Raw genomic sequence first — 20453 nt, forward strand, 5'->3', positions numbered from 1 at the left:
ACGGCCGACCCGGACCGGCAGCTGCCTACGACGGGGTAGCCCGGGTGTGCGCGAGGGCTTCCACGGCCGCCGCGACCTGGCGGGGGCTGGAGATCATGGTGAGGTGGCGGGCTCCGGGGATGAGGGTGGGCGGGGGTGCGCCGATGCGACGGGCAGTCTGCTGCGGGGTCTGTTTGCTGAACACGTCGTCCCGGGCGCCGAAGACGACGGACTTGGGGATGTGGACGGCGGCGAGACGGGCCACCTGATACGCGGGCAGGCCCGGCACGCCCTGGCCGAGCATGTCCCACAGCGCGCTCTCCGCCCCCGGCACCCGCAACGGCCGCCGCCACTCGTCCAGTCCGGCCGCGTCCAGCCGCGGACAGGCCGGACCGCACTGGGCGTCGTAGAAGGAACGGATGAGCCAGTCGACGCCGAGGCCGAGACGCAGCAGGCTGGTGCGATAGGGGTCGATCAGCACGTACTTGAAGGCGGACGGCGGACCGGCGCCGGTGTTCAGGGCGTCCCCGTCGAGCAGCATGACGCCGGCCAGCCGGCCCGGGGCGCGCAGGGCCGCCTCCGTGACGACCGCGGCCCCGCTGGAGTGGCCCACCAGCAGGGGGCGTTCACCCGGCCCGCCCAGGTGCAGGGCGTCGAGGAAGCCCAACAGCTGGCGGGTGAAGTGGTCGACGGTGTAGGGGCCACGGCGTTGGCTGTAGCCGTCTCCGGTCAGGTCCAGCGCGTAGACGCGGTGATCGCGGGCGAGGAGCGGGGCGAGGCGTGACCAGGTGTCCGCCTGCTCGAAGGCACCGTGGACGAGGACGACCGGCGTGCCGCTCGTGCCCCAGGTCCGGTACCGGGTGCGGACATCGGCCGCCTGGACGTACCGCAGCCCGTGGGGAGGCGCGGCCCGCCCCGCCGTGAAGGCGTTGAACACCAGCGAGGCCGTGGTGACGACGGCCAGCAGAACGGTGCAGGCGATCACCGCGCGCCGCACCCACCGCCTGAGCCGCGACTGGCCCCGCGCGGGTGTGCTCCCTACGGTGTCGGCATCCACCGGCCGGGGTTCGACCTCCACGTACGCTTCCCTTCTCTCCCTGACCTCCGCTCCACAGCATCGCCCCGTCGGGGATGGGGATCATCCACCGCAGGTCGTCATCGCGCGTACTCCCGTGGGCGTAAGGGCCCGTCCCCCAGACCCAGGCGGCTTCGGCCTCGTCGGGCTCAAGGAGCGGGTGACCGCACTGGGCGGTCAGCTGGACGCCGGGCCGCGGGGTGGCATGGGCTGGCAGGTGCGCGCGGGGTTCCCGGCGCGGAAGTCCTGAGCGCCACGGCCTTTCGCTCAGCGGAGGGGCAGTCACCGAGCGGGTGGAGTGGACGTCTTCAGTTCCAGCCGCCGAGGAAGCCGGAACTGAGCTGGGCGTCGCAGATGTTGTACCCGCCGGACGCGTGCCCCTTTTTCGTGTGGCCGTCGACCGTCACCGAACAGTTGATGTCGCCGGAACCCTGGAGCTGGGCCGTCACGGTGTAGTACATCGCGTCCTTGTGCAGCGGCAGCGTGGCCTTGAACTCGCCGTTCTTGAAGGTTCCCTTCCGGGTGTCTGAGTCGGAGCCGTAGCTGATGTCCAGCGGTCCGAGCGCGCCGGCGGGCGCGGTTCCCCACACCTTGAAGGTGACGACCTTGCTGCCGGCCTTCTTGGTGTCACCGGTCTTCTGCCCACTGCTCGTGCCGGTGTCGGCCGCCGGCTTCCCGCCCGTCGACGCGGAAGCCGTGGCCTTGGCCTGACCGGAACCGCTGGAGTTCTTCGAGCCGGAGCCGCCGCCCAGGATCCCCGCGACGACACCGATCGCCACCACCAGGCCGACGATGCCCAGGCAGCCGAACCCGAGGATCCTTCCCACGCCGGTCTTCTTCGGCGGCTGCGGCGGGAACGGCGGCTGGCCGTAGGGCTGCTGAGGACCGCCCCAGCCGGGTTGCTGCGGCGGGTACTGCTGGTTGCTCATGGTTCCCCCAGATACAGATCTGCTGAATGCGAGGTATGTGACTCGCAGGGGAACGCCCGAGGTTGCCGTGGATCACGCGGTTCACTCGAAGGTGTTCAGCGGGAGTGCTCGGTGTCGGGCGGTTCGGGCAGGTCCTCCAGGAAGTCCGCCGTGGGGACGTGGAAGAGGGTCCCGGTCAGGGCGGTGGAGAAGTCGAGGATCCGGTCGTGCGGCGCGTCCGGGGTGCCCAGGAACATGCGCTCCAGCATCGTCTCGGTGACCCTCGGCGTACGGGCGTAGCCGATGAAGTAGGTGCCGAACTCGCCCCGGCCGACGGTGCCGAAGGGCATGTTGTCGCGGAGGATCTCGTGCTCCGTGCCGTCGGCGTCGGTCACCTTGGCGAGGGCGGTGTGCGAGTCGGCCGGCTTGACGTCGTCGTCCAGCTCGATGTCGTTCAGCTTCGTCCGACCGATGATCTTCTCCTGCGCCTCGACGGGGAGGGCGTTCCACGCCTCGAGGTCGTGCACGTATTTCTGCACGACGACATAACTCCCGCCCGCGAACTCCGGGTCCTCGTCCCCGACCAGGACGGCGGCGCCCGCTCCGGCTCCGACGGGGTTCTCCGTGCCGTCGACGAAGCCCAGCAGATCGCGTTTGTCGAGGTACTGGAAGCCGTGCACCTCGTCCCGTACGGTCACCGCCTCGCCGAGCCGGGCCATGATCTCCGTGGCGAGCGCGAAGCACAGGTCCAGCCGTGCGGCGCGCAGGTGGAAGAGCAGATCACCGGGTGTGGCCACGGCGTGGTGCACGGGTCCGTGCAGCTCGCGGAAGGGGTGCAGCTCGGCCGGGCGGGGGCCTGAGAAGAGACGGTCCCAGGCCTGGGAGCCGATTCCGGTGACGCAGCTGAGCCTGCCCTCCGGCTCGGCGCGGAAGCCGACGGCACGCTGCAGGGAGCTCACCTGGGACAGCACGTCCCGGGTGACGGCCTCACCGCCCGGGTCGATCGTGGCGACCAGGAAGATCGACGCGCTGGTGAGCGGGGACAGCACCATCTGCGGAGTCGGTGCCGAGGCGTCGTGTGCCATGCGCGGCTCCCCTTCCCGTCGTCGTCTGCGGTACGGCGGCGGACGCACACCACGTCTTCGGCCGGAACGGAGGCGTCGGGGGCAGGGCCTCCTCGCTCCTCGCCGACTCTATGACCCAGAGGTCGCCGCCGCAGCCGGACGGAGGGGAACCGGGAGACGTCGTGATCTGGCACTGTCGGGACAGCGCTGCGAGGCGGCGGCCGACACCGGGCTTCCTGCTCAGCGGAGTCGTCTGGCTGCCCCGGGTGGGCCGGGAACGGCGTTGGCTGTTGTCCGTCGTCCTGCCGTGCTGCGCGCTGCAGAGGCTCCTGGCGGAGTTCGGGGCCGCCGTACCGACCGCGTCCGTCGTCTGGCTGTTCGTCCTCGTCGTGCTGTGGCCGACGCTGTACGAACACCGTCGCGCAAGAAGGCGGGTGTAGCCCCGCGAGGTGGGGGTAGACGTGCGCCTGGCGGTCGGGAAGGGCTGTGACCTGGGGAGGTTGAGCAGCCCTTCCCGACCAACTCACTTCGGCGGCTCAGCCGTTGACCGGGGCGACTTCGACGTGGTCGATGTCCGGTGCCCAGGACGAGGCGTTGGAGAACTTCAGGGTGTTGGCGCCGGGGTTGAGGGTGACGGTGGTCGGCAGGGGCCAGTAGTCGTTCCAGCTGTAGGTGTTGCGGAAGGTGAGTGTGGCGGGCGTACCGCCGTTGACCGACAACTGGGCGGTGCGCGACTCGACGTTGGTGTTGTAGTTGCCGGAGCCGGCCCGGTCGTTGTTGGCGTAGTGGACGACGACCGTGTACCGGCCGGCCGCGGTGGCGCTCACATTGCCGAAGGTCAGCGTGTTGGCGCTGCCGTTGCCGATGTAGCCGACGTTCTTGCCGCCCGAGGCCCAACTGTCCGACTGCGCCTTCGCCTGGCCGGCCACAGTCGCGTTCTCCGCCTCGTACTTGGTGACGCCGGTGGTGTCACCGGAGCCGTCCACCTTGAGGTCGCTGAGGGTGAGCGTGGTGCCGCCGTTGGGGCTGACGGCGATGCGGTTGATGCCGGCGGTCAGGTACAGCCGGGTGCTGGAGGTGGTCTAAGAGCCGCCGGAGGAACCGTAGGTGGCGACTGTCGCGCCGTTCAGGGCCAGGGGGGTGCCGCCCCCGGCGGAGGCGTAGTCGGCCTTGACGGTGTAGTAGCCGTCGGTCGGGGCGTAGGCGTCGAAGGTGGCCTGGTCGCCGGAGGTCATGACCAGGCGGCCGGTGCCGGTCTCGCCGACATCGCCGTACGAGTATGCCGGGCTGCCGCTGACGTCGGCGAGGGTGGCCTCGTATACGGTCTCGGGCGTGCTCGGTGCGGCGGTCAGGTCGATCTTGTCGAGGGTCACCTGGCCTTTGGACATGCCCAGCGTCGGGTCGGTCACGGCGAGCGACACGGTGTGGCTGCCGGCGCTGAGGGTGACCGGGACGGTGACGGTGGAGCGGTACTGCCAGTTCAGTGTGGAGGGGTAGCGGAGTCCCGAACGCGGCAAGATAGCCGCTATGTCATTGCCTGCCCTCCCTGAAGAGTCCTTCCGGCGCCTGCTCTGTGTCGTCGCGCACCCCGACGACATGGAGTACGGCACCTCCGCGGCCGTCGCCCGCTGGACCGCTCACGGCATCGAGGTCGGCTATCTCCTGCTCACCCGCGGCGAGGCCGGCATGCCGAACCGTCCCGAGGAGACGGCCCGTCTGCGCCTCGCCGAACAGCGGGCCGCGTGCGAGGTCGTCGGCGTCCAACACCTGACCGTCCTCGAACACCCGGACGGCGTGCTCGTCTACGGTCTCGACCTGCGCCGCGACATCTGCCGGGAGATCCGCCGGTTCAAGCCCGACGCGGTGCTGGGCGGGGGGTACGAGGTCGAGGCGCCCTACGGCTTCGATCAGGCCGACCACCGCGCGGCCGGGCTGGCGACGCTCGACGCGGTGCGCGACGCGGGCAACCGGTGGGTCTTCCCGGAGCAGATCGACGACGAGGGCCTCGAAGTGCACACGGTGCGCTGGCTCCTCCTCCCCGGACTCCCCGGCTTCGGCGCGACCCATGGCGTCGAGGTCACGGGTGAGCCGCTGCGCCGCGGTGTCGCCTCGCTCAAGGCCCACGCCGCGTACCTGGCCGCCCTCCCGGACCATCCCGCGCCCGAGGACTTCATCCCGAAGATCACCGCGATGGGCGGCAGGGCCCTGGGCGTCGAGCACGCCGTCCTCTTCCGCGCCCACGACCTGCAGGCACCGCCGGACTTCCTCGGCGAGGCCGGGCAGGAGTGACGCGAGGTCAGCCGACCTGATCGCCGGCCACGTCACCCACCGCGTTCTCGGTCAGCAGCACGGCCGCCATGATCCGCTTGCCCACGGGTTCGCGGTGCATTTCGAGGCTCCGGCACAGGGCCGTCACGATCTCCAGGCCGTGCTGGCCGACCCGGCCCGGATCCGTGGCCTGGACGAGCGGCAGCTGCGGTTCGCTGTCCCACACCGTCACCTCCACCGCCCCATCGCCGACCTCCAGCGTCAGCAGGCAGGGGCCCGGCGCGTACTTGTGGGCGTTGGTCACCAGCTCGCTCACCACGAGCTGGACGGCGCCGACGGCGCGGGGCGAGACCGTCAGGCCGTGCCTGTCCTGGAGGTCGAGGAGGAAAGAGCGGGCCAGGCCGCGGGCTTCGGCGATCTCCTCGTGGCCCTCGAAGGCGACGGCGGCGGAGATCCGGCGCTCCAGCAGGGGTTGCGGGCCCTCCTCGTTCTGCCCAGGCAGCTCCATACACAGTCCGCCTCACGTCCGAAGCGCCGCTTGCCCACCCCATCTACCCCCGGCGCATCACCACATTCGTCATATAGGTGAAATCTATTTGAGGTAAACGCCCCCACCGGGCCACGGCCCGCTTTCACCCGCGGTGGGTGATGTCCCCGGCATGGCCCGGGCCGAAGACTTGTCGTGCACAGATCTGTGGCGGCTCCCGCCCTGCCGCCACAGCGTCCCGGACCCGGCAGGGGGATCACGTGAACCGGTACCCGCCCATCGCGGAACACGGCATGGTCGGCGACCTCCAGACCGCCGCCCTGGTGTCGTCCGGCGGAACCATCGACTGGTGGTGCACGCCTCGCTTCGACTCACCCAGCGTCTTCGCCTCCCTCCTGGACGGCGAACGCGGCGGCCACTGCCACCTGGCCGCGGAGTTCCCGGACGGGAACGCCATGACCGTACGACAGCTGTACCTGTCCGACACGGCCATCCTGGTCACCCGCTTCATGGCTCCCGACGGAGTGGGCGAGGTCGCCGACTTCATGGTGCCGAACCCGTCCAGGACACCGACCGACGTCCATCAGCTGGTGCGGGTGGTCCGGGTCGTCCGGGGCCGGCTGCCCTTCGCCCTCACCTGCCAGCCGCGCTTCGACTACGGCCGCGGCACGCACAGCCTCTCGTTCCCCGACGAGCACTCCGCCGTCTTCCACGGCCCGGGCGCGGACCTGCATCTGCAGTCCACCGCCGGCATCGCCTTCCACGAGGACGGCGACGACGTCAGCGCACGCTTCACCCTGCTCGCCGGCCAGGCCGCCGCCGTGGTTCTCACCAGCGCGCCCGGCGGGTCTCCCGCTCCGCCCGTGCCCACGCTGGAGGGGGTCGCGGACGCCATGGAGACGTGCCGCACCTTCTGGCTGTCGTGGCTGCGCTCGTGCACCTACCGGGGCCGCTGGCAGGACATCGTGAACCGCTCGGCGATCACGCTCAAGCTGCTGACGTACGCGCCGACCGGCGCCCCCATCGCCGCCGCCACCATGGGACTGCCCGAGCAGATCGGCGGTGAACGCAACTGGGACTACCGCTACACCTGGATCCGTGACGCGTCGCTGTCCGTGCGCGCGCTGATCGACCTGGGATTCGAGGACGAGGCGTACGCCTTCCGCCGCTGGCTGCGCGGGCGCATCGAGACCACGGACCGGAGCTCGGGCGACCCGCTGCAGATCATGTACCGGATCGACGGCGACCCCCATCTGTCCGAGGAGACCCTCGACCATCTGGAGGGCTACCGGGGCTCCCGACCGGTGCGGGCGGGCAACGCGGCGGCGGACCAGCTCCAGCTCGACATCTACGGCGAGGCCTCCGACGCGCTGATGGTCGGCAGGGACATCGGCGCGATCCGCGGCTGGCATGCGCTGAGCGAGGTCCTGGACTGGCTCGCCGAGCACTGGGACCAGCCCGACGAGGGGATCTGGGAGACCCGGGGCGGACGGCAGGACTTCACCTACAGCCGACTGATGACCTGGGTGGCGTTCGACCGCGGCGTCCGCGCCGCCGCCGAGTTCTCCCGCCCCGCCGACATCGCCCGCTGGACCCGCGCACGGGACGCCGTCTTCCGTCAGATCGTCGAACGCGGCTGGCACGACAAGCGCCAGGCCTTCGTGCAGCACTACGACACCGACGTCCTGGACGCCTCACTGCTGCTGATGCCGAGGGTCGGCTTCGTCTCGCCCCACGACCCCGACTGGCTCAGCACCCTCGACGCCATGGACGAGGAACTCGTCAGCGACAGCCTGGTCTACCGGTACGACCCGGCGGCCTCCCCCGACGGCCTGCGCGGTTCGGAGGGCACCTTCAACCTGTGCAGCTTCTTCTACGTCGAGGCACTCGCCCGCAGTGGCAGGCTCAACCAGGCCCGGTACGCCTTCGACAAGATGCTGACCTACGCCAACCACGTCGGCCTGTTCGCGGAGGAGATCGGACCCTCGGGCGAGCAACTCGGCAACTTCCCGCAGGCGTTCACCCATCTCGCCCTGGTCACCGCGGCCATGGCACTCGACGAGGAACTCGAGAAGGCCAAGACAGGACCCCGTCACGGCGACAGGGGCCACCCCGTGACCCATGGCCTCACGGTGCCCCACGCGGACGCGGGCGGGGGCGGCACCGGTGGCTGAGACGGCCGCGGCGGCTCGGTCGCCGGGGCACGACAGAGTGCTCGCCGCACTCGCCCTCGCGCAGTTCATCTGCAGCTTCGCCGGCTCCAACATGAACGTGATGATCAACGACATCAGCGAGGACCTGGACACGAGCGTGCAGGGCGTACAGGTCGCCATCACCGTCTTCCTGCTCGTCATGGCGGCGCTGATGATTCCCGGCGGCAAGCTGACCGACCGCTACGGCCGAAAGCGCTGCTTCCTGGCCGGTCTGATCGTCTACGCCATCGGGTCGCTGCTCAGCGCGGCCGCTCCCGGTCTCGGCGTACTGATCCTCGGCAACTCCATCTTCCAGGGCGTCGGTACGGCCCTGCTCATCCCGCCCGTGTACATCCTCACCACGCTCCTGCACCCGGACCTGACGTCCAGGGCACGGGCGTTCGGCATCGTCATGGCGCTGGGCGGCATCGGTGCCGCCGCCGGCCCGCTGATCGGCGGGCTGATCACCGAGGGGATCAGCTGGCGTGCCGCCTTCGTCTTCCAGGCCCTCGTCGTCGCGGTGATCGTGACGCTCGGACGACGCCTGGAGGACCCGCTGCCGCCCGACCCGACCCGGTCCTTCGACACCGGCGGGGCGATCCTGTCCGCCCTCGGACTCGTCCTGGTCGTCATGGGCATCCTGGCCGCCGACAACAACGTCTGGCTGATGATCGGCCTGCTCGTCCTGGGCGCCCTGGTCCTGCTCTGCTTCTTCCGCTGGGTGGGCGCCAAGGAACGGTCCGGCGGGCAGCCGCTCCTGTCCCTCACCCTCTTCCGCAACCACACCTCCAACATGGGCCTGGTCACCCAGAACACGCAGTGGCTGCTGCTGATGGGAACCTCGTTCACGGTCGCGGCGTACCTCCAGGTCGTACGCCACTTCAACGCCATCGAGACCGGTGTCATCTTCACCGCCGCCACTCTCGGGCTGCTCATCTCGTCGCTGTCCGCCGCACGACTCGCGAAGCTGCGCCCCCAGCGCACCCTGATCATGGCGGGCTTCGTCGTCGCCATCGCCGGTGTGGCCCTGCTGATCGCGCTGGCCGCCGCGTACACCACCGCCTGGGCCTACGTCCCCGGGCTGCTCCTCATCGGCCTGGGCCTCGGCGGGATGCTGACCCCCTCGGTCAACGTCGTCCAGTCCAGCTTCCCCGAGGACCGCCAGGGCGAGATCTCGGGCCTGTCCCGAAGTGTCTCCAACCTCGGCTCCTCCTTCGGCACCGCCATCGCCGGCACAATCCTGGTCTCCGGCCTCACCAAAGGCGCCTACGCCGTCGCGATGATCACCCTCGCCGTCGCGGCCCTCATCGGCCTGGCCGCCGCGAGCCGCCTCCCGAGGACCACGGCCGCCGGCGACCGGCAGCCGGCCCGGCCCGCCTCACCGGCGAGCCACTGATCACGAGGTCTGCTGTGTGCGGCCCGAGATGGACGAGGACAGCACCGTCCTGTCGGCCCTGCCGAGCTCGTCGCCCGTGACCAGCCGCAGGTGGGCGGTGATCTCCTTGCCCCTGCGGCGGGGAGTGACGACGACCTCGTCACTGACCGAGTGCACCAGGTGCAGTCCGTGTCCGCCGACGCGGCCGCGGTCGGGGGGCCTGACCGTCGGAGCCTGGGGCGAGGTGTCGTACAGGCTGATGGCGAGGTGTGTGCCGGTCAGCTGCACCGTGAGCGCGCAGGGGCCGGGTGCGTGCCGCAGGACGTTGGTGACGAGTTCGCTGACGACGAGTTCGGCGTCCATGGCCCGGGATGCGGGAACGGGTGCGCGGCCGGCGCGCGGGACATGGGCGAGGACGGCGCGCAGGTCGCGGCGTGCCTGGGCGGCGCAGGCCGTGGTCGGGCCCCACGCTGCGGCGTAACGCAGCGTGGCGTGCTCGTTCCAGCCCGGCTCATCCTCCGCCTGCTTCATAAGCGGGATGACCATGTGGAGCTCTTTCGTTGTTCACCACTCGTGACCGATTGCCGCTCTTGCGGCTACCCGTGCACAGGCCACGTACACAGCCCCACACGATCCCGGCTGCCTCCGAAGCCGGGAGCGACGTCGTGGCGACGGTCAGAACCAGTGCAGGCAGTGCGGGGCGCGGTCGGCGCGGAAGAGGGCGTCCGCCCGGGTAGCCGCGTCCGGGTGGTGGGCCCGGATGTGTCCGGCGCGCACGAGGGTGCTCGGGGTGGTGCCGCCGAGGTAGATCGAGCCGAGGTCGCTGACGTCCAGGGACAGGTCCGGCTCCCGGTCCGTCGGCACGCACTCGGCCTTGCTGTCCCGGACGGTCAGCAGATGGCGGCCTTGCTCGCCGAGGAACTCGTCGGTGACGTCGAGGACGAGCTCGCCGTCGGTGAACCAGCCGCGCGCGGTCAGCGCACGCGGTATGTCCAGCAGCCGCACCCAGAGCCAGTCGGTGTGGTCGCCGACCTGGCCGGCCCGGAAGTCCTGGAGCTGCCAGCGCAGCGGGTGCTCCGGCGGGACGTGCTTGAACACCACCTCGGTGACCAGGTCGTGGCCGAGCAGGAACCGGGCGAGGGCGGTGAAGACGGTGTCGTCACCGGTGATGATCTCGTCGACCGTCAAGGTGGCCGGATCGGCGAGCGAGTAGCTGGCGTATCCGTCCGCGACACCGTCGGCGTCCCGGTGGACGGCGATGTAACGCGGCGCGGGAGAGATCGGTGGCTGGCCGGCGCCCACGGCCCACCAGCGGTGTGGCCGGGACAGCGCGCCGGGCTGGCCGCGGCGGTAGCGGTCGTACACCTCTTCGAGGAGTTCGCCGCACTCGGCCCGTCGCAGCACCTCGACCGTCCCGGTGTCGGGGACGCTCGAAGGAGCGTCGGCCCTCGCGTGTGCCCGCGCGGGGGCGAAGGCGCCCCGGTGGCGTGGCACCGTCAGCCGCTGGGTGTAGGTGGCGGGTCCGTACCCGAACCGGCGGTAGATCAGCGCCTCGGAGGCCAGCAGCACCGACAGGAACTCGCCCCGGGCCCTCAGTTCGGAGAGCTGTATCCGCATCATCGCGGTGAGGACGCCCTGGCGTCGGTGCGAGGGCAGGACACCGACGGCGGTCACACCGGCGGCCGGGACGAGGATCTCCCCAGGCAGGGTGAGTTCGAAGGAGTACGCGCCGGCGGTGCCGACCGGGCGCCCCTCGGCGGTGACGGCGAGCAGGTTGCGGTCCATCTCGAACGCAGACCACCAGACCCCGCCACCGGCCTCGTTCGGGGTGTCCGGGAAGCGTCCGAACGCGGCGTACATGGTGTCGACGAAGACCTCGAGGTCCTGGTCGGTCGTGGAACGGATCTCCATGCTGCCGCTGCCTCCCCTGGTTTTCGCCACCACGATGTGTGATGCCACGCCACCATGCGGCGTCAACCCATGCCCGGGTCAAGCGAATTAAGCCCGTACCCGGTGTCGGTCGGCCTCGGTCGCGCATATGGTCACCATCGGGTTACCCAGGCACCGAAAAGTGCGTTCTTCCACGTCAGCCCTCACTCTCCTATGGTTGTCGAGTAACCAAAAGAGACCACTAGGTCTGACATGAAAGGCGGACAGCATGGCCATCACTCTCAGGAATCCCGAGGGGCTGCCGAAGATCGACGTCTACCGCCAGGTGGCGATCGCCTCCGGTTCACGGTTGGTCTTCGTCGCCGGGCAGGTCGCCTGGGACGCCGAGGGGACGACCGTCGGCAAGGGGGACCTCGCCGCGCAGGTCGAGCAGTGCTATCTCAACGTCGCCACCGCCCTGGCCGAAGCCGGGGGCTCCTTCGACGACGTGGCGAAGCTGACCTTCTACGTCGTCGACTGGAACCCCGACAAGATGCCCCAACTCCTGGACGGCATCTCGCGGGCCACCGCGAGGCTCGGGGTCACTCCGGTCCCGCCGACCACACTGATCGGGGTCGCGGCACTGGACGTCCCCGAGCACCTGGTCGAGATCGAGGCGACCGCGGTCCTCGACTGAGCATATGCCGGCCCTGAGCAACTGGCCCTCGGGGCCCGGTTGTTGTCCCGACCGCGCCTCGGCATGATGGATGTCGTACGCCGTGAGTCACCACCGGCCACCGTCCCTCCGGGACGGCACTCGGCCGGGGTCCATGTCGCGATATAGCGTTAGTCTTCTCGTCGCGTCGCTGCTCGCGTCGCGCCAAGACGTCGGATGACGTTCGACAGGACCAGGACGGAAGCATGTCGGGAGAGATGTCGCCCACCCCAAAGGGCTCCGACCTCGGGTCGCCGCCCGAGCTGCGAGCCTCCCACGCGGACCGGGACCGCGTGGTGGACGTGCTGCGCATCGCGGCCGGGGACGGCCTGCTGACCTCGGACGAGTTGGACGAGCGTCTGGAGGTCGCCCTGTCGGCACGGACCCTGGGCGAACTGTCCGCGCTCACCGCCGATCTGCCGAACGTGTCGGCCGAGGCGGAGGCCAAGGACGTGGTCCGGATCGAGCAGGTGCACAGCGGCGCGATCGAACGCGTGGGGCGCTGGGTGGTACCGCGGAGAATGGAACTCGCGGTGTACTGGTGCGATGTGACGCTCGACTTCACCGAGGCCGTGATCACGCACGACACCTTGCGGATCGACCTGGAGACCGCGGGGAAGGCCCTGACGCTGATCACGAGGCCGGGCGTCGTCGTCGACACCGACGGCCTGCGACTGCTCCACAGCAAGCTCAAGTACCGTCGGGCGCCTGCGGATCAGCACACTCCGGTCACCCTGCGCGTGGAGCTGGTCGGGCAGAAGGCGCACGGCCGCGTGGTGGTACGGCCCCCTCGGCGGACCTTCGGCCAGTGGCTGCTGCGCAGGCCCACACCCCCTGCCGCAGGCGCTTGATCCGCTCGCGCCGGGGCGGCGGTCGGCGTCGGCGCAACGTCAGAGGGAAGCCGTACCGACCCAGCGGTGGTACGCGGCCATGTCGACGTTGCTGCCGCAGATGACGGTCACCACGTGCCGGCCGGCGAAGCGGTCCCGGTTCTCCAGAAGGGCCGCGACGCCGAGCGCCGCCGACGGTTCGACGACGAGGCCGGCGTGGTGGAGGAGCATCCGCATGCCGGCGACGATCGACGCCTCCTCGACCAGCAGGGCGTCGTCGGCGACCAGCAGGAGGTCGTCCAGGACGGCCGGGATGGGGTGCCGGCCCGCGACGCCGTCGGCGATCGTGTCGGTCGAGTCGGTGGTGACCACGCGCCGGCTGTGCCAGGAGCGGGTCATCGCCGGCGCGCCCAGCGGCTGGACGCAGATCACCTCGGTCCCGGGCGCCAGGTCCTTGACCACGTGCCCCACACCGGTGGCGAGCGCCCCGCCGCCGAGTGCGATCAGGACGGCGTCGAACGACGGCTCGGCGTCCACGAGTTCCAGGCCGATGGTCGCCGCGCCCTCGCAGGTCTCGATGTCCAGGCTGTCCTCGACCAGCCGGATGCCCTCGTGCCGCGCGACGGCCGCCGCCCGCTCACGCGCCGACTCGTGGTCGCCGTCCACCAGTTCCAGCCTGGCGCCCAGCGCGCGGATGCGATCGAGCTTGGCCACGGTCGCGAAGCGCGATGCCACGACGGTGACGTCGAGCCCCCGCCCACGGCCGGACCAGGCGAGCGCCTGGCCGAGATTGCCCGCGCTGGCGCACACCACGGCCCGCGGACCGTGCTCGGCGAGCCGGCTCGCGACCACCTCGGTCCCGCGTGCCTTGAAGCTGCGGACGGGGTTCGCCGTCTCCAGCTTGACGCTCACCGCGCAGCCGAGGTGCGGCTCCAGCGCCTCGCAGCGGTACAGCGGCGTGTCGAGGAACACCGGGTCGATCACCCGGCGGGCCGCCCGGATCCGGGCGATGTCGAGTCGCGTCTGCCGCACGACGCAGCAGCGTACCGGTGAGGGCCGGCACGGCGACCGTCACCGATGTGCGCCCCGGGTCACAGCGTCGCGGTCGTCTGCTCCCCGGCTCCGCTGCCCGCGAGCCACTGGCTCCAGGAGAGGTTGAAGTCGGCGTAGCCGTTGTCGGCCGGGGCGTTGCCGCGGGGTGAGCCGGTGATGGTGATGGGGTCGCCCTGCTTGATCTGGCCGTAGAACCACTTGGCGTCCGCCATGGACAGGTGGACGCAGCCGTGCGAGCCGCGGGCGCTGCCGCTGCCCGGATAGGGGTCACCGGTCGAGTAGTGCACGTACGTGCCGGACTGGGTCAGGTGCACGTCCCAGGGCAGCGTCAGGTCGTAGTAGTTGGGGCTGCCCTTGTCGCAGCTGATGCCGACGCTGCAGGAGGTCATGTGGACCTTCTCCTGCTTGTCGATGACGGCCATCGTGCCGTCCCACGTCGGGTACTGTGCGCTGCCCGCGTTGATGGACAGGGTGCGCACCAGCTTCCCGTTGCGGGTGACCTTCATGGTGTGGCCGGTGACGGAGACGTCCGCGCGGACGTCGTCGCCGATGGTGAAGGTGTGCGTGTAGCCGTGCACGCCGTAGCGTCCGTTGCCGTTGCTGACGCCCTTGAGGTCGGCGTCGATCTTCACCTTCGTACCCGAGGGCCAGAAGGTCTTGGGCCGCCAGTCGGCGCGCCGGTCGCCCATCCAGTGCCAGGCGCCGGCCACCGGCTGGGAGGCGCTGACCTTCATGTGCTTCTCGACCGTGGCCCGGGCCTTCTCCGCGACCGGGTTCGTGAAGATCACCGAGATCGGCATGGCCACGCCGACCGTGGTGCCCGTCTGCGGGGTGATGGTGTCCAGCAGCATCGGCGGGCCGGCGGGCTTCGTCGGCGTCGGCGAGGCACTCGCGCTCGCCTTCCCCGACGCCTTCGCGTCGGTGCCGCTCGCCTTGTCACTGCCGCCCGCGCCGCAGGCGCTCGCACCGACGAGCGTCGCGACCGTGACGAGTGCGATCCCTATGCCACTTGTGCGCCGTCCCACGACCTGTCCCGTTCTCTCCACTGCCCAGCCCCTACGGGCCCCGACTCCTAGTCAGATGACTACGGCATGCCTCGCAGTTGCGTGCGGTGGGCAGATTTTTGGTGATCCATATCACTCCTCGGTCCCGGATGTCACCTCCCCGATCAGCGCACGGACGCGGGTCTCGATCTCGTCGCGGATGGGGCGTACGGCCTCCACGCCGCGCCCGGCCGGGTCGTCGAGCCGCCAGTCGAGGTACCGCTTGCCGGGGAAGACGGGGCAGGCGTCGCCGCATCCCATGGTGATGACGACGTCGGAGGCCTGGACGGCCTCGGTGGTGAGGATCTTCGGGGTCTGCGCGGAGATGTCGATGCCGACCTCGCTCATCGCCTCGACGACGGCGGGGTTGACGGCGTCGGCGGGGGCGGACCCGGCCGAGCGGACCTCGACCCTCTCGCCTGCGAGGTAGGAGAGGAACGCGGCCGCCATCTGGGAGCGGCCGGCGTTGTGCACGCAGACGAACAGTACCGAGGGGCGAGGGGCGGAAGTGCTCATGGCGGGGCTTTCTCGGAAGGTGGAGTGCGGTCAGGAAGAGGCGGGTTCGGCTTCCGCGGGCGGGACGGAGGCGGGCGCGGTTCCGGCGAAGGCGCCGATGCCGGTGATCGCCTCCCCCGCGAGACGACAGCCGCGGGAGGACTTCACGCGGTGGTCCCGGCGGGTAGCGGGGTGGTGAGGAAGGCTGCGAGCCGGTCCAGGACGCCGGGCAGCACCCAGTAGTACACCCAGGTGCCGCGCCGCTCGCAGTCGATGAGCCCGGCCTGTCGCAGCAGCTTGAGGTGGTGGGAGATCGTCGGCTGGGACAGGTCGAAGGCGGGGGTCAGCTCGCACACACAGACCTCGCCGCCCTGACCGCGCGAGGCGATCATCGACATCAGGCGCAGTCGGACGGGATCACCGAGCGCCTTGAAGACCTTGGCCAGGTCGGTGGCCCGGTCCTCGTCCAACGGCGCGGCGGACAGGCCGGCGCAGCAGGCGGCGTCCTGCCCGAGCACCTGGAGCTGTTGTTTCGACATTCCTCTATGTTGACGTCTTTCGAATCAAGGCGCAAGCTTGTATCAACGAACATCAATACAAGCCGTTCCGGGCCGGTGTTGAGGCCCGTCAACCGGGAGTGCGTCATGAGCGAGCAGTCCACCGACCTGCGCGAGGCCGTCCGTCAGCGGTACGCGGCGGCCGCCACCAAGGTCACCGAGGGAAGTAGCGCGTGTTGCGGGCCCGAGCCCGTCGAGGCCGACGAGAACTTCGGCTCCACCCTGTACGCCGCCGACGAGCGCGACACCCTGCCCGCCGAGGCCCTGGCCGCCTCCCTCGGCTGCGGCAACCCGACGGCCGTGGCCGAACTGCGCGAGGGCGAGCGCGTGCTCGATCTCGGTTCCGGCGGCGGGATCGACGTCCTGCTGTCCGCCCGCCGAGTCGGGCCGACCGGCAAGGCGTACGGACTGGACATGACCGACGAGATGCTCGAACTCGCCCTGGCCAACGCCGCGCGTGCGGGCGCGACGAACGTGGAGTTCCTCAAGGGCACCATCGAGGCGATCCCCCTTCCCGCGGGCACCATCGACGTCGTCATCTCGAACTGCGTGATCAACCTCTCGGTCGACAAGCCCGCGGTGTTCGCGGAGACGTTCCGTGTCCTCAGGCCCGGCGGCCGGATCGGCGTCTCCGACGTCGTCGCCGACGACACGCTCACCGTGCGGCAGCGGGCCGAGCGCGGCGACCACGTCGGCTGCATCGCCGGCGCGCTCTCCTTCAGCGAGTACCGCGCGGGCCTGGAGTCCGCCGGGTTCGCGGACATCGAGATCACCCCGACGCACGCGGTCGCCGACGGCATGCACTCCGCCGTCGTGCGTGCCACCAAGCCCGCCGCCGTCAGGGACCCATACGGCTCCTGCTGCGGAGTGAGCGCCTGCTGCACCCCGGCGGAACAGTCGGCCGACCCGTCCGTCACTGTGAGCGAGGCCAAGAGCGCCGCCGGGTGCGGGTGCCGGCACTGATCGCGGTCAGGGTCTTCGCGTACGGCTCAGGTCCACGGCGTGGGCGTCGTCTGCCAGGGCGCGGGCAGATCCACGGACGCGGCCGGCGGCGCCTCGTGGCAGGTGAAGCCGAGGCGGACCAGCGCCCTGCGGACCTCCCCCGCGGTGAAGTCACGGCGGTCCTGCCGGGTGATCACCTCGCCGACCTGCATGACGGGGTAGGTGCGACGGCCGATGGTCACGGACACGCCGGTGACGTCCTCGGGCTTGATGCCCCGCACCGACTGCTCGACCTCGCTCTTGGTGAGGTCGAAGGGGTAACGGGCGATGACACAGCGCATGGTGCCTCCACAGGGCTGGGACGGAGCCGCCGGGCGGGCCGACGACGTACGGGCGGTCAGGGCAGAAGGGCGAGGACGCCCAGGGGCGCACGGGGAGGCCGGGTCTCATCCAGTCCGGCGGGCCCGGGCGGGCTGTCCGGTTCGGCGGCGCCCGGCGGAGCGGGGGCGTCCTGGTGCGGCGGCGACCGGGGCGGGGACAGTGACGGGCGTGCCGGACGGCGCCCGGGCTCCGGTGATACGGCTCAGCTCGGCGTCGGCCGAGCGGGTGCGGACGGTGCGCGCGGTGACGCCGGCGTCGGCCAGCAGACGGCTCATCGCGCGCCGTTGATGCCCGAGGACCAGGGTGACGACGGTGCCGGACGCGCCGGCCCGTGCGGTACGGCCGCCGCGGTGCAGGTAGTCCTTGTGGTCGCCGGGCGGGTCGACGTTCACGACGAGGTCGAGATCGTCGACGTGGATGCCGCGGGCCGCGACGTTGGTGGCGACCAGAGCCGTGACCTGGCCGTCCTTGAACTGGGCGAGCGTGCGGCTGCGCTGCGACTGGGACTTGCCGCCGTGCAGCGAGGCAGCGCGCACCCCGACCGCCAGCAGCTTCTTCGCCAGTCGGTCCGCCGCGTGCTTGGTGTCGAGGAACAGCAGGACCCGCCCCTCGCGGGCCGCGATACGGGCCGCGGTGGCGTGCTTGTCGTCCTCCTCGACGTGCAGCACGTGGTGCTCCATCGTGGTGACCGCGCCCGCGGCGGGGTCGACCGAATGAACGACGGGGTCGTGCAGGTACCTCCGCACCAGGCGGTCGACGTCCCGGTCGAGGGTGGCTGAGAACAGCATCCGCTGACCGTCGGCGGGCACCTGGTCGAGCAGGGCGGTGACCTGCGGCATGAATCCCATGTCGGCCATCTGGTCGGCCTCGTCGAGGACGCTCACGGCGACCTGGTCAACACGGCAGTCGCCCCGGACGATGAGGTCCTTGAGCCGCCCGGGTGTCGCGACGACGACCTCGGCGCCGGCGCGCAGCGCGCTCGCCTGCCGGCCGATGGACAGACCGCCGACCACGGTCGCGAGCCGCAGGTGCAGCGCCCGGGCGTAGGGGGTGAGCGCGTCGGTGACCTGCTGTGCCAGTTCTCGGGTGGGGACCAGGACGAGGGCCAGCGGCCGGCGAGGCTCGGCCCGGCGCCCGTGGAGGCGGACGAGCAGGGCGAGCCCGAAGGCAAGCGTCTTGCCCGAACCGGTACGGCCACGGCCCAGCACGTCACGGCCTGCCAGCGAGTTCGGCAGGGTCGCCGCCTGGATGGGGAACGGCGCCGTCACCCCCTCGGCCAGCAGAGCGGCCCTCAGCGGCTCGGGCAGATCAAGGTCGGCGAAGGAGTCGACAGGGGGCAGAGACGGGGTGGCGGCCGACGACGCGACCTCTTCGCGGGACGCGGCGGAACGAGACGCGATGGAACGGCTCCTACGGCCGCTCCGCCCGCTCTCGTCCGGACGGGCACGAGTGTTGCGGCGCGCCGGCTTCTCACGCTGGGAGCGGGCGACGTCATCGGTCGTGCGACTTTTGCGGTCCATGCGGAACCTTCCTCGATGCGGCACGCGTCGAGGAATTCCGGGAGGCGGCGCGGTGCCGTACCGAGATTCGCAAGAATGGGCCTGCCTGGGTTGCCGTGGGACTGGCGTGATTGCCGTGAAAATGCAACGGATCGGGGCCCGCACCCAGAGTGCGGGCCCCGATCACGTGGAACGCTACGCGTGTGTGTCAGGCAGGAACGATGTTCTCGGCCTGCGGGCCCTTCTGGCCCTGCGTGACGTCGAAGGTAACCTTCTGGCCTTCCTGAAGCTCGCGGAAGCCGCTGGTGGCGATGTTCGAGTAGTGGGCGAACACGTCAGCGCCGCCACCGTCCTGCTCGATGAAGCCGAAGCCCTTTTCCGCGTTGAACCACTTCACGGTGCCAGATGCCATATTGAATCTCCCTTTGGGGGCAGTGCCGGGTTCCGCACTTTACGGAATCCGAGTCGCCGCGATGATCACCCCTCCGGAAAGATCCGGAAAGCTCTGCAAAGAAACAAGTCTCTGGCAACCAAAACTGCAACCGTAGTCACGCTAACACACGTGGGACGGGGACACGTCACGGGTTTTGGCGGGCATCCAGCTATTCTCACCCTGCCGGGACCCGCATTTCTGCTCCGGCGGTACTAGATATTCGCGCCGTCCTCGTCCAGCTTGCGGCGCAGCTCCCGGTTCAGCCGGAGGGCGTCGTCGAGTTGGTCCTCGAGGGAGACGATGCGGCAGGCGGCCTCGACGGGCGTGCCCTGGTCGACGAGCTCGCGCGCGCGGGCGGCGGTGCGCAGCTGGCGTCGGGAGTACCGGCGGTGACCGCCTTCCGACCGCAGCGGAGCGATCAACTCGATTTCGCCGACGGCGCGCAGGAAGGCGGGGGTGGTGCCGAGAACGTCGGCGGCGCGCCCCATGGTGTACGCGGGGTAGTCGTCGTCGTCGAGGTTCCCGGCGACAGGGGTGTTCTCAGCGGGCATAGCCGCCTTTCGTTTCGGGACTCTGAAGGAACCGGCACGGGGGGCCGAGGGAATCGGCGTCAGGTGCCTGGTACCCCCAACCCTAGTCCCGCAGCCCCGAAGATCTGGCCTCGCCGTGGCAGATTTTCCCCACGGCGAGGAGCGTGGCGACGACGCCCCGTCGGCGGTCCAACGGTCAGGCGAGTGCTCGTGTCGCTGACGAAGCGGATGCCCCCGATCACCGAACCGGTGAGGACACGCCGGGCGCCGCCGAACAGGAACCGTCGACGGACACCGGCCCCCGGGCGGCGCCGACGGAGACCAGGGCGACCTTCCTTGGTCAGTCGGTGGCCGGGGCGGCGGCGTACTCCTCGTCGGTGACAGGGGTCAGCCAGTGGACGACGTCGTGGTCCGCGTCGCTCTCGTTGATGGCGAGGTGGACCATGAGGCGGTCGGGCGCGGCGCCGTGCCAGTGCTCCTCGTCGGCCTCGAACAGGACGCGGTCGCCGGGCCGGATGACCTCGATCGGCCCTCCCCGGCGCCGGCACAGACCGACCCCCTCGGTCACGAACACGGTCTGGCCGAGCGGGTGCCGGTGCCAGTGGGTTCGCGCGCCGGGCATGAAGTGCACGAGGTTGGCGCTGACCCGGGACGGCTCCGGCGCGGCGGCGACGGCGTCGATGTACACGTCACCGGTGAACCAGTCGGAGGGACCCTTGACGGTGGCGATCGAGCTGCGGGTGATCTGCAAGGCCGTT

The 20453-nt window shown here is 70.6% G+C and carries 24 protein-coding genes and 1 pseudogene; 8 read left to right on the plus strand and 17 right to left on the minus strand.

What is annotated here, in order from left to right:
• Positions 1–25: 25 nt before the first annotated feature.
• A complete protein-coding gene (locus ABZZ74_RS18260; RefSeq protein ID WP_356766001.1) occupies positions 26–1057 on the minus strand; it encodes an alpha/beta hydrolase in 1032 nt (343 codons plus the stop codon).
• Positions 1058–1181: 124 nt separating this feature from the next.
• Here ABZZ74_RS18260 and ABZZ74_RS18265 point away from each other — a divergent pair.
• A pseudogene (locus tag ABZZ74_RS18265) lies at positions 1182–1304 on the plus strand (sensor histidine kinase); the annotation flags it as partial.
• A 58-nt stretch (positions 1305–1362) separates the two neighbouring features.
• On the opposite strand, the gene ABZZ74_RS18270 reads toward ABZZ74_RS18265, so the two are convergent.
• Both ABZZ74_RS18270 and ABZZ74_RS18275 read right to left on the minus strand, forming a co-directional pair.
• On the minus strand, positions 1363–1983 hold the full coding sequence (locus tag ABZZ74_RS18270) for a hypothetical protein (protein ID WP_356766003.1): 621 nt from the start codon (positions 1981–1983) through the stop codon (positions 1363–1365).
• Positions 1984–2078: 95 nt separating this feature from the next.
• Entirely contained in the window at positions 2079–3047 is a 969-nt protein-coding gene (locus ABZZ74_RS18275) for a Dyp-type peroxidase (RefSeq protein WP_356766005.1), read from the minus strand.
• A 161-nt stretch (positions 3048–3208) separates the two neighbouring features.
• Between ABZZ74_RS18275 and ABZZ74_RS18280 the strand changes: the two genes are divergently transcribed.
• Positions 3209–3466, plus strand: a complete 258-nt coding sequence (locus tag ABZZ74_RS18280; protein ID WP_356766007.1) for a hypothetical protein — start codon at positions 3209–3211, stop codon at positions 3464–3466.
• Positions 3467–3562: 96 nt separating this feature from the next.
• Here the strand turns inward: ABZZ74_RS18280 and ABZZ74_RS18285 are convergent, their stop codons facing one another.
• A complete protein-coding gene (locus ABZZ74_RS18285) occupies positions 3563–4012 on the minus strand; it encodes a carbohydrate-binding protein (RefSeq protein WP_356766009.1) in 450 nt (149 codons plus the stop codon).
• 96 nt (positions 4013–4108) lie between these two features.
• Positions 4109–4543, minus strand: coding sequence for a hypothetical protein (locus tag ABZZ74_RS18290; RefSeq protein WP_356766011.1), 435 nt, complete (start codon positions 4541–4543; stop codon positions 4109–4111).
• Between the two features lie 10 nt (positions 4544–4553).
• Between ABZZ74_RS18290 and ABZZ74_RS18295 the strand changes: the two genes are divergently transcribed.
• Positions 4554–5315 (plus strand): PIG-L deacetylase family protein, encoded by a 762-nt coding sequence (locus tag ABZZ74_RS18295; RefSeq protein ID WP_356766013.1) that lies wholly within the window; start codon positions 4554–4556, stop codon positions 5313–5315.
• Positions 5316–5322: 7 nt separating this feature from the next.
• On the opposite strand, the gene ABZZ74_RS18300 is transcribed toward ABZZ74_RS18295, so the two are convergent.
• A complete protein-coding gene (locus tag ABZZ74_RS18300) occupies positions 5323–5802 on the minus strand; it encodes an ATP-binding protein (RefSeq protein ID WP_356766015.1) in 480 nt (159 codons plus the stop codon).
• Positions 5803–6041: 239 nt separating this feature from the next.
• Here ABZZ74_RS18300 and ABZZ74_RS18305 point away from each other — a divergent pair, with 239 nt between their 5' ends.
• Together ABZZ74_RS18305 and ABZZ74_RS18310 are read left to right on the plus strand one after the other, a co-directional pair.
• Entirely contained in the window at positions 6042–7955 is a 1914-nt protein-coding gene (locus tag ABZZ74_RS18305; protein ID WP_356766017.1) for a glycoside hydrolase family 15 protein, read from the plus strand.
• Positions 7948–9369 (plus strand): MFS transporter, encoded by a 1422-nt coding sequence (locus ABZZ74_RS18310; RefSeq protein WP_356766019.1) that lies wholly within the window; start codon positions 7948–7950, stop codon positions 9367–9369. The genes ABZZ74_RS18305 and ABZZ74_RS18310 overlap by 8 nt, the downstream gene beginning before the upstream one ends.
• On the opposite strand, the gene ABZZ74_RS18315 is transcribed toward ABZZ74_RS18310, so the two are convergent.
• Positions 9370–9894, minus strand: coding sequence for an ATP-binding protein (locus tag ABZZ74_RS18315; RefSeq protein ID WP_356766021.1), 525 nt, complete (start codon positions 9892–9894; stop codon positions 9370–9372). It abuts the gene before it with no gap.
• Positions 9895–10023: 129 nt separating this feature from the next.
• Positions 10024–11259, minus strand: a complete 1236-nt coding sequence (locus ABZZ74_RS18320; RefSeq protein WP_356766023.1) for a GNAT family N-acetyltransferase — start codon at positions 11257–11259, stop codon at positions 10024–10026.
• Positions 11260–11506: 247 nt separating this feature from the next.
• Here ABZZ74_RS18320 and ABZZ74_RS18325 point away from each other — a divergent pair, with 247 nt between their 5' ends.
• Together ABZZ74_RS18325 and ABZZ74_RS18330 are read left to right on the plus strand one after the other, a co-directional pair.
• Positions 11507–11914 (plus strand): RidA family protein, encoded by a 408-nt coding sequence (locus ABZZ74_RS18325; protein WP_356766025.1) that lies wholly within the window; start codon positions 11507–11509, stop codon positions 11912–11914.
• Between the two features lie 236 nt (positions 11915–12150).
• Entirely contained in the window at positions 12151–12783 is a 633-nt protein-coding gene (locus ABZZ74_RS18330; protein WP_356766027.1) for a DUF1707 domain-containing protein, read from the plus strand.
• A 39-nt stretch (positions 12784–12822) separates the two neighbouring features.
• Here ABZZ74_RS18330 and ABZZ74_RS18335 read toward each other — a convergent pair whose 3' ends face one another.
• The 4 genes from ABZZ74_RS18335 to ABZZ74_RS18350 form a co-directional block, all read right to left on the minus strand.
• Entirely contained in the window at positions 12823–13794 is a 972-nt protein-coding gene (locus ABZZ74_RS18335; RefSeq protein WP_356766029.1) for a pyridoxal-phosphate dependent enzyme, read from the minus strand.
• Positions 13795–13853: 59 nt separating this feature from the next.
• A complete protein-coding gene (locus ABZZ74_RS18340; RefSeq protein WP_356766031.1) occupies positions 13854–14840 on the minus strand; it encodes a L,D-transpeptidase in 987 nt (328 codons plus the stop codon).
• Between the two features lie 111 nt (positions 14841–14951).
• Positions 14952–15374, minus strand: coding sequence for an arsenate reductase ArsC (locus tag ABZZ74_RS18345; RefSeq protein WP_356766033.1), 423 nt, complete (start codon positions 15372–15374; stop codon positions 14952–14954).
• 143 nt (positions 15375–15517) lie between these two features.
• Positions 15518–15892: a metalloregulator ArsR/SmtB family transcription factor gene (locus ABZZ74_RS18350; RefSeq protein ID WP_356766035.1), complete on the minus strand. Its 375-nt coding sequence runs from the start codon at positions 15890–15892 to the stop codon at positions 15518–15520.
• A gap of 105 nt (positions 15893–15997) precedes the next feature.
• Between ABZZ74_RS18350 and arsM the strand changes: the two genes are divergently transcribed.
• Positions 15998–16873, plus strand: a complete 876-nt coding sequence (arsM, locus tag ABZZ74_RS18355) for an arsenite methyltransferase (RefSeq protein ID WP_356766037.1) — start codon at positions 15998–16000, stop codon at positions 16871–16873.
• Positions 16874–16899: 26 nt separating this feature from the next.
• Here arsM and ABZZ74_RS18360 read toward each other — a convergent pair whose 3' ends face one another.
• From ABZZ74_RS18360 to ABZZ74_RS18380, 5 genes are all read right to left on the minus strand, one after another.
• Positions 16900–17193, minus strand: coding sequence for an SCO5918 family protein (locus ABZZ74_RS18360; protein ID WP_356766039.1), 294 nt, complete (start codon positions 17191–17193; stop codon positions 16900–16902).
• Positions 17194–17298: 105 nt separating this feature from the next.
• Complete coding sequence (locus tag ABZZ74_RS18365) at positions 17299–18753, minus strand: DEAD/DEAH box helicase (RefSeq protein WP_356766041.1); 1455 nt, start codon at positions 18751–18753, stop codon at positions 17299–17301.
• 187 nt (positions 18754–18940) lie between these two features.
• Positions 18941–19144: a cold-shock protein gene (locus tag ABZZ74_RS18370; RefSeq protein WP_007383480.1), complete on the minus strand. Its 204-nt coding sequence runs from the start codon at positions 19142–19144 to the stop codon at positions 18941–18943.
• Between the two features lie 233 nt (positions 19145–19377).
• A complete protein-coding gene (locus ABZZ74_RS18375; protein ID WP_356766044.1) occupies positions 19378–19716 on the minus strand; it encodes a MerR family transcriptional regulator in 339 nt (112 codons plus the stop codon).
• 319 nt (positions 19717–20035) lie between these two features.
• Positions 20036–20446 (minus strand): cupin domain-containing protein, encoded by a 411-nt coding sequence (locus ABZZ74_RS18380; RefSeq protein ID WP_356766047.1) that lies wholly within the window; start codon positions 20444–20446, stop codon positions 20036–20038.
• Positions 20447–20453: the final 7 nt, after the last annotated feature.

The sequence above is a fragment of the Streptomyces sp. NPDC006476 genome, assembly GCF_040612015.1.
Lineage (GTDB): Bacteria > Actinomycetota > Actinomycetes > Streptomycetales > Streptomycetaceae > Streptomyces > Streptomyces griseorubiginosus_B.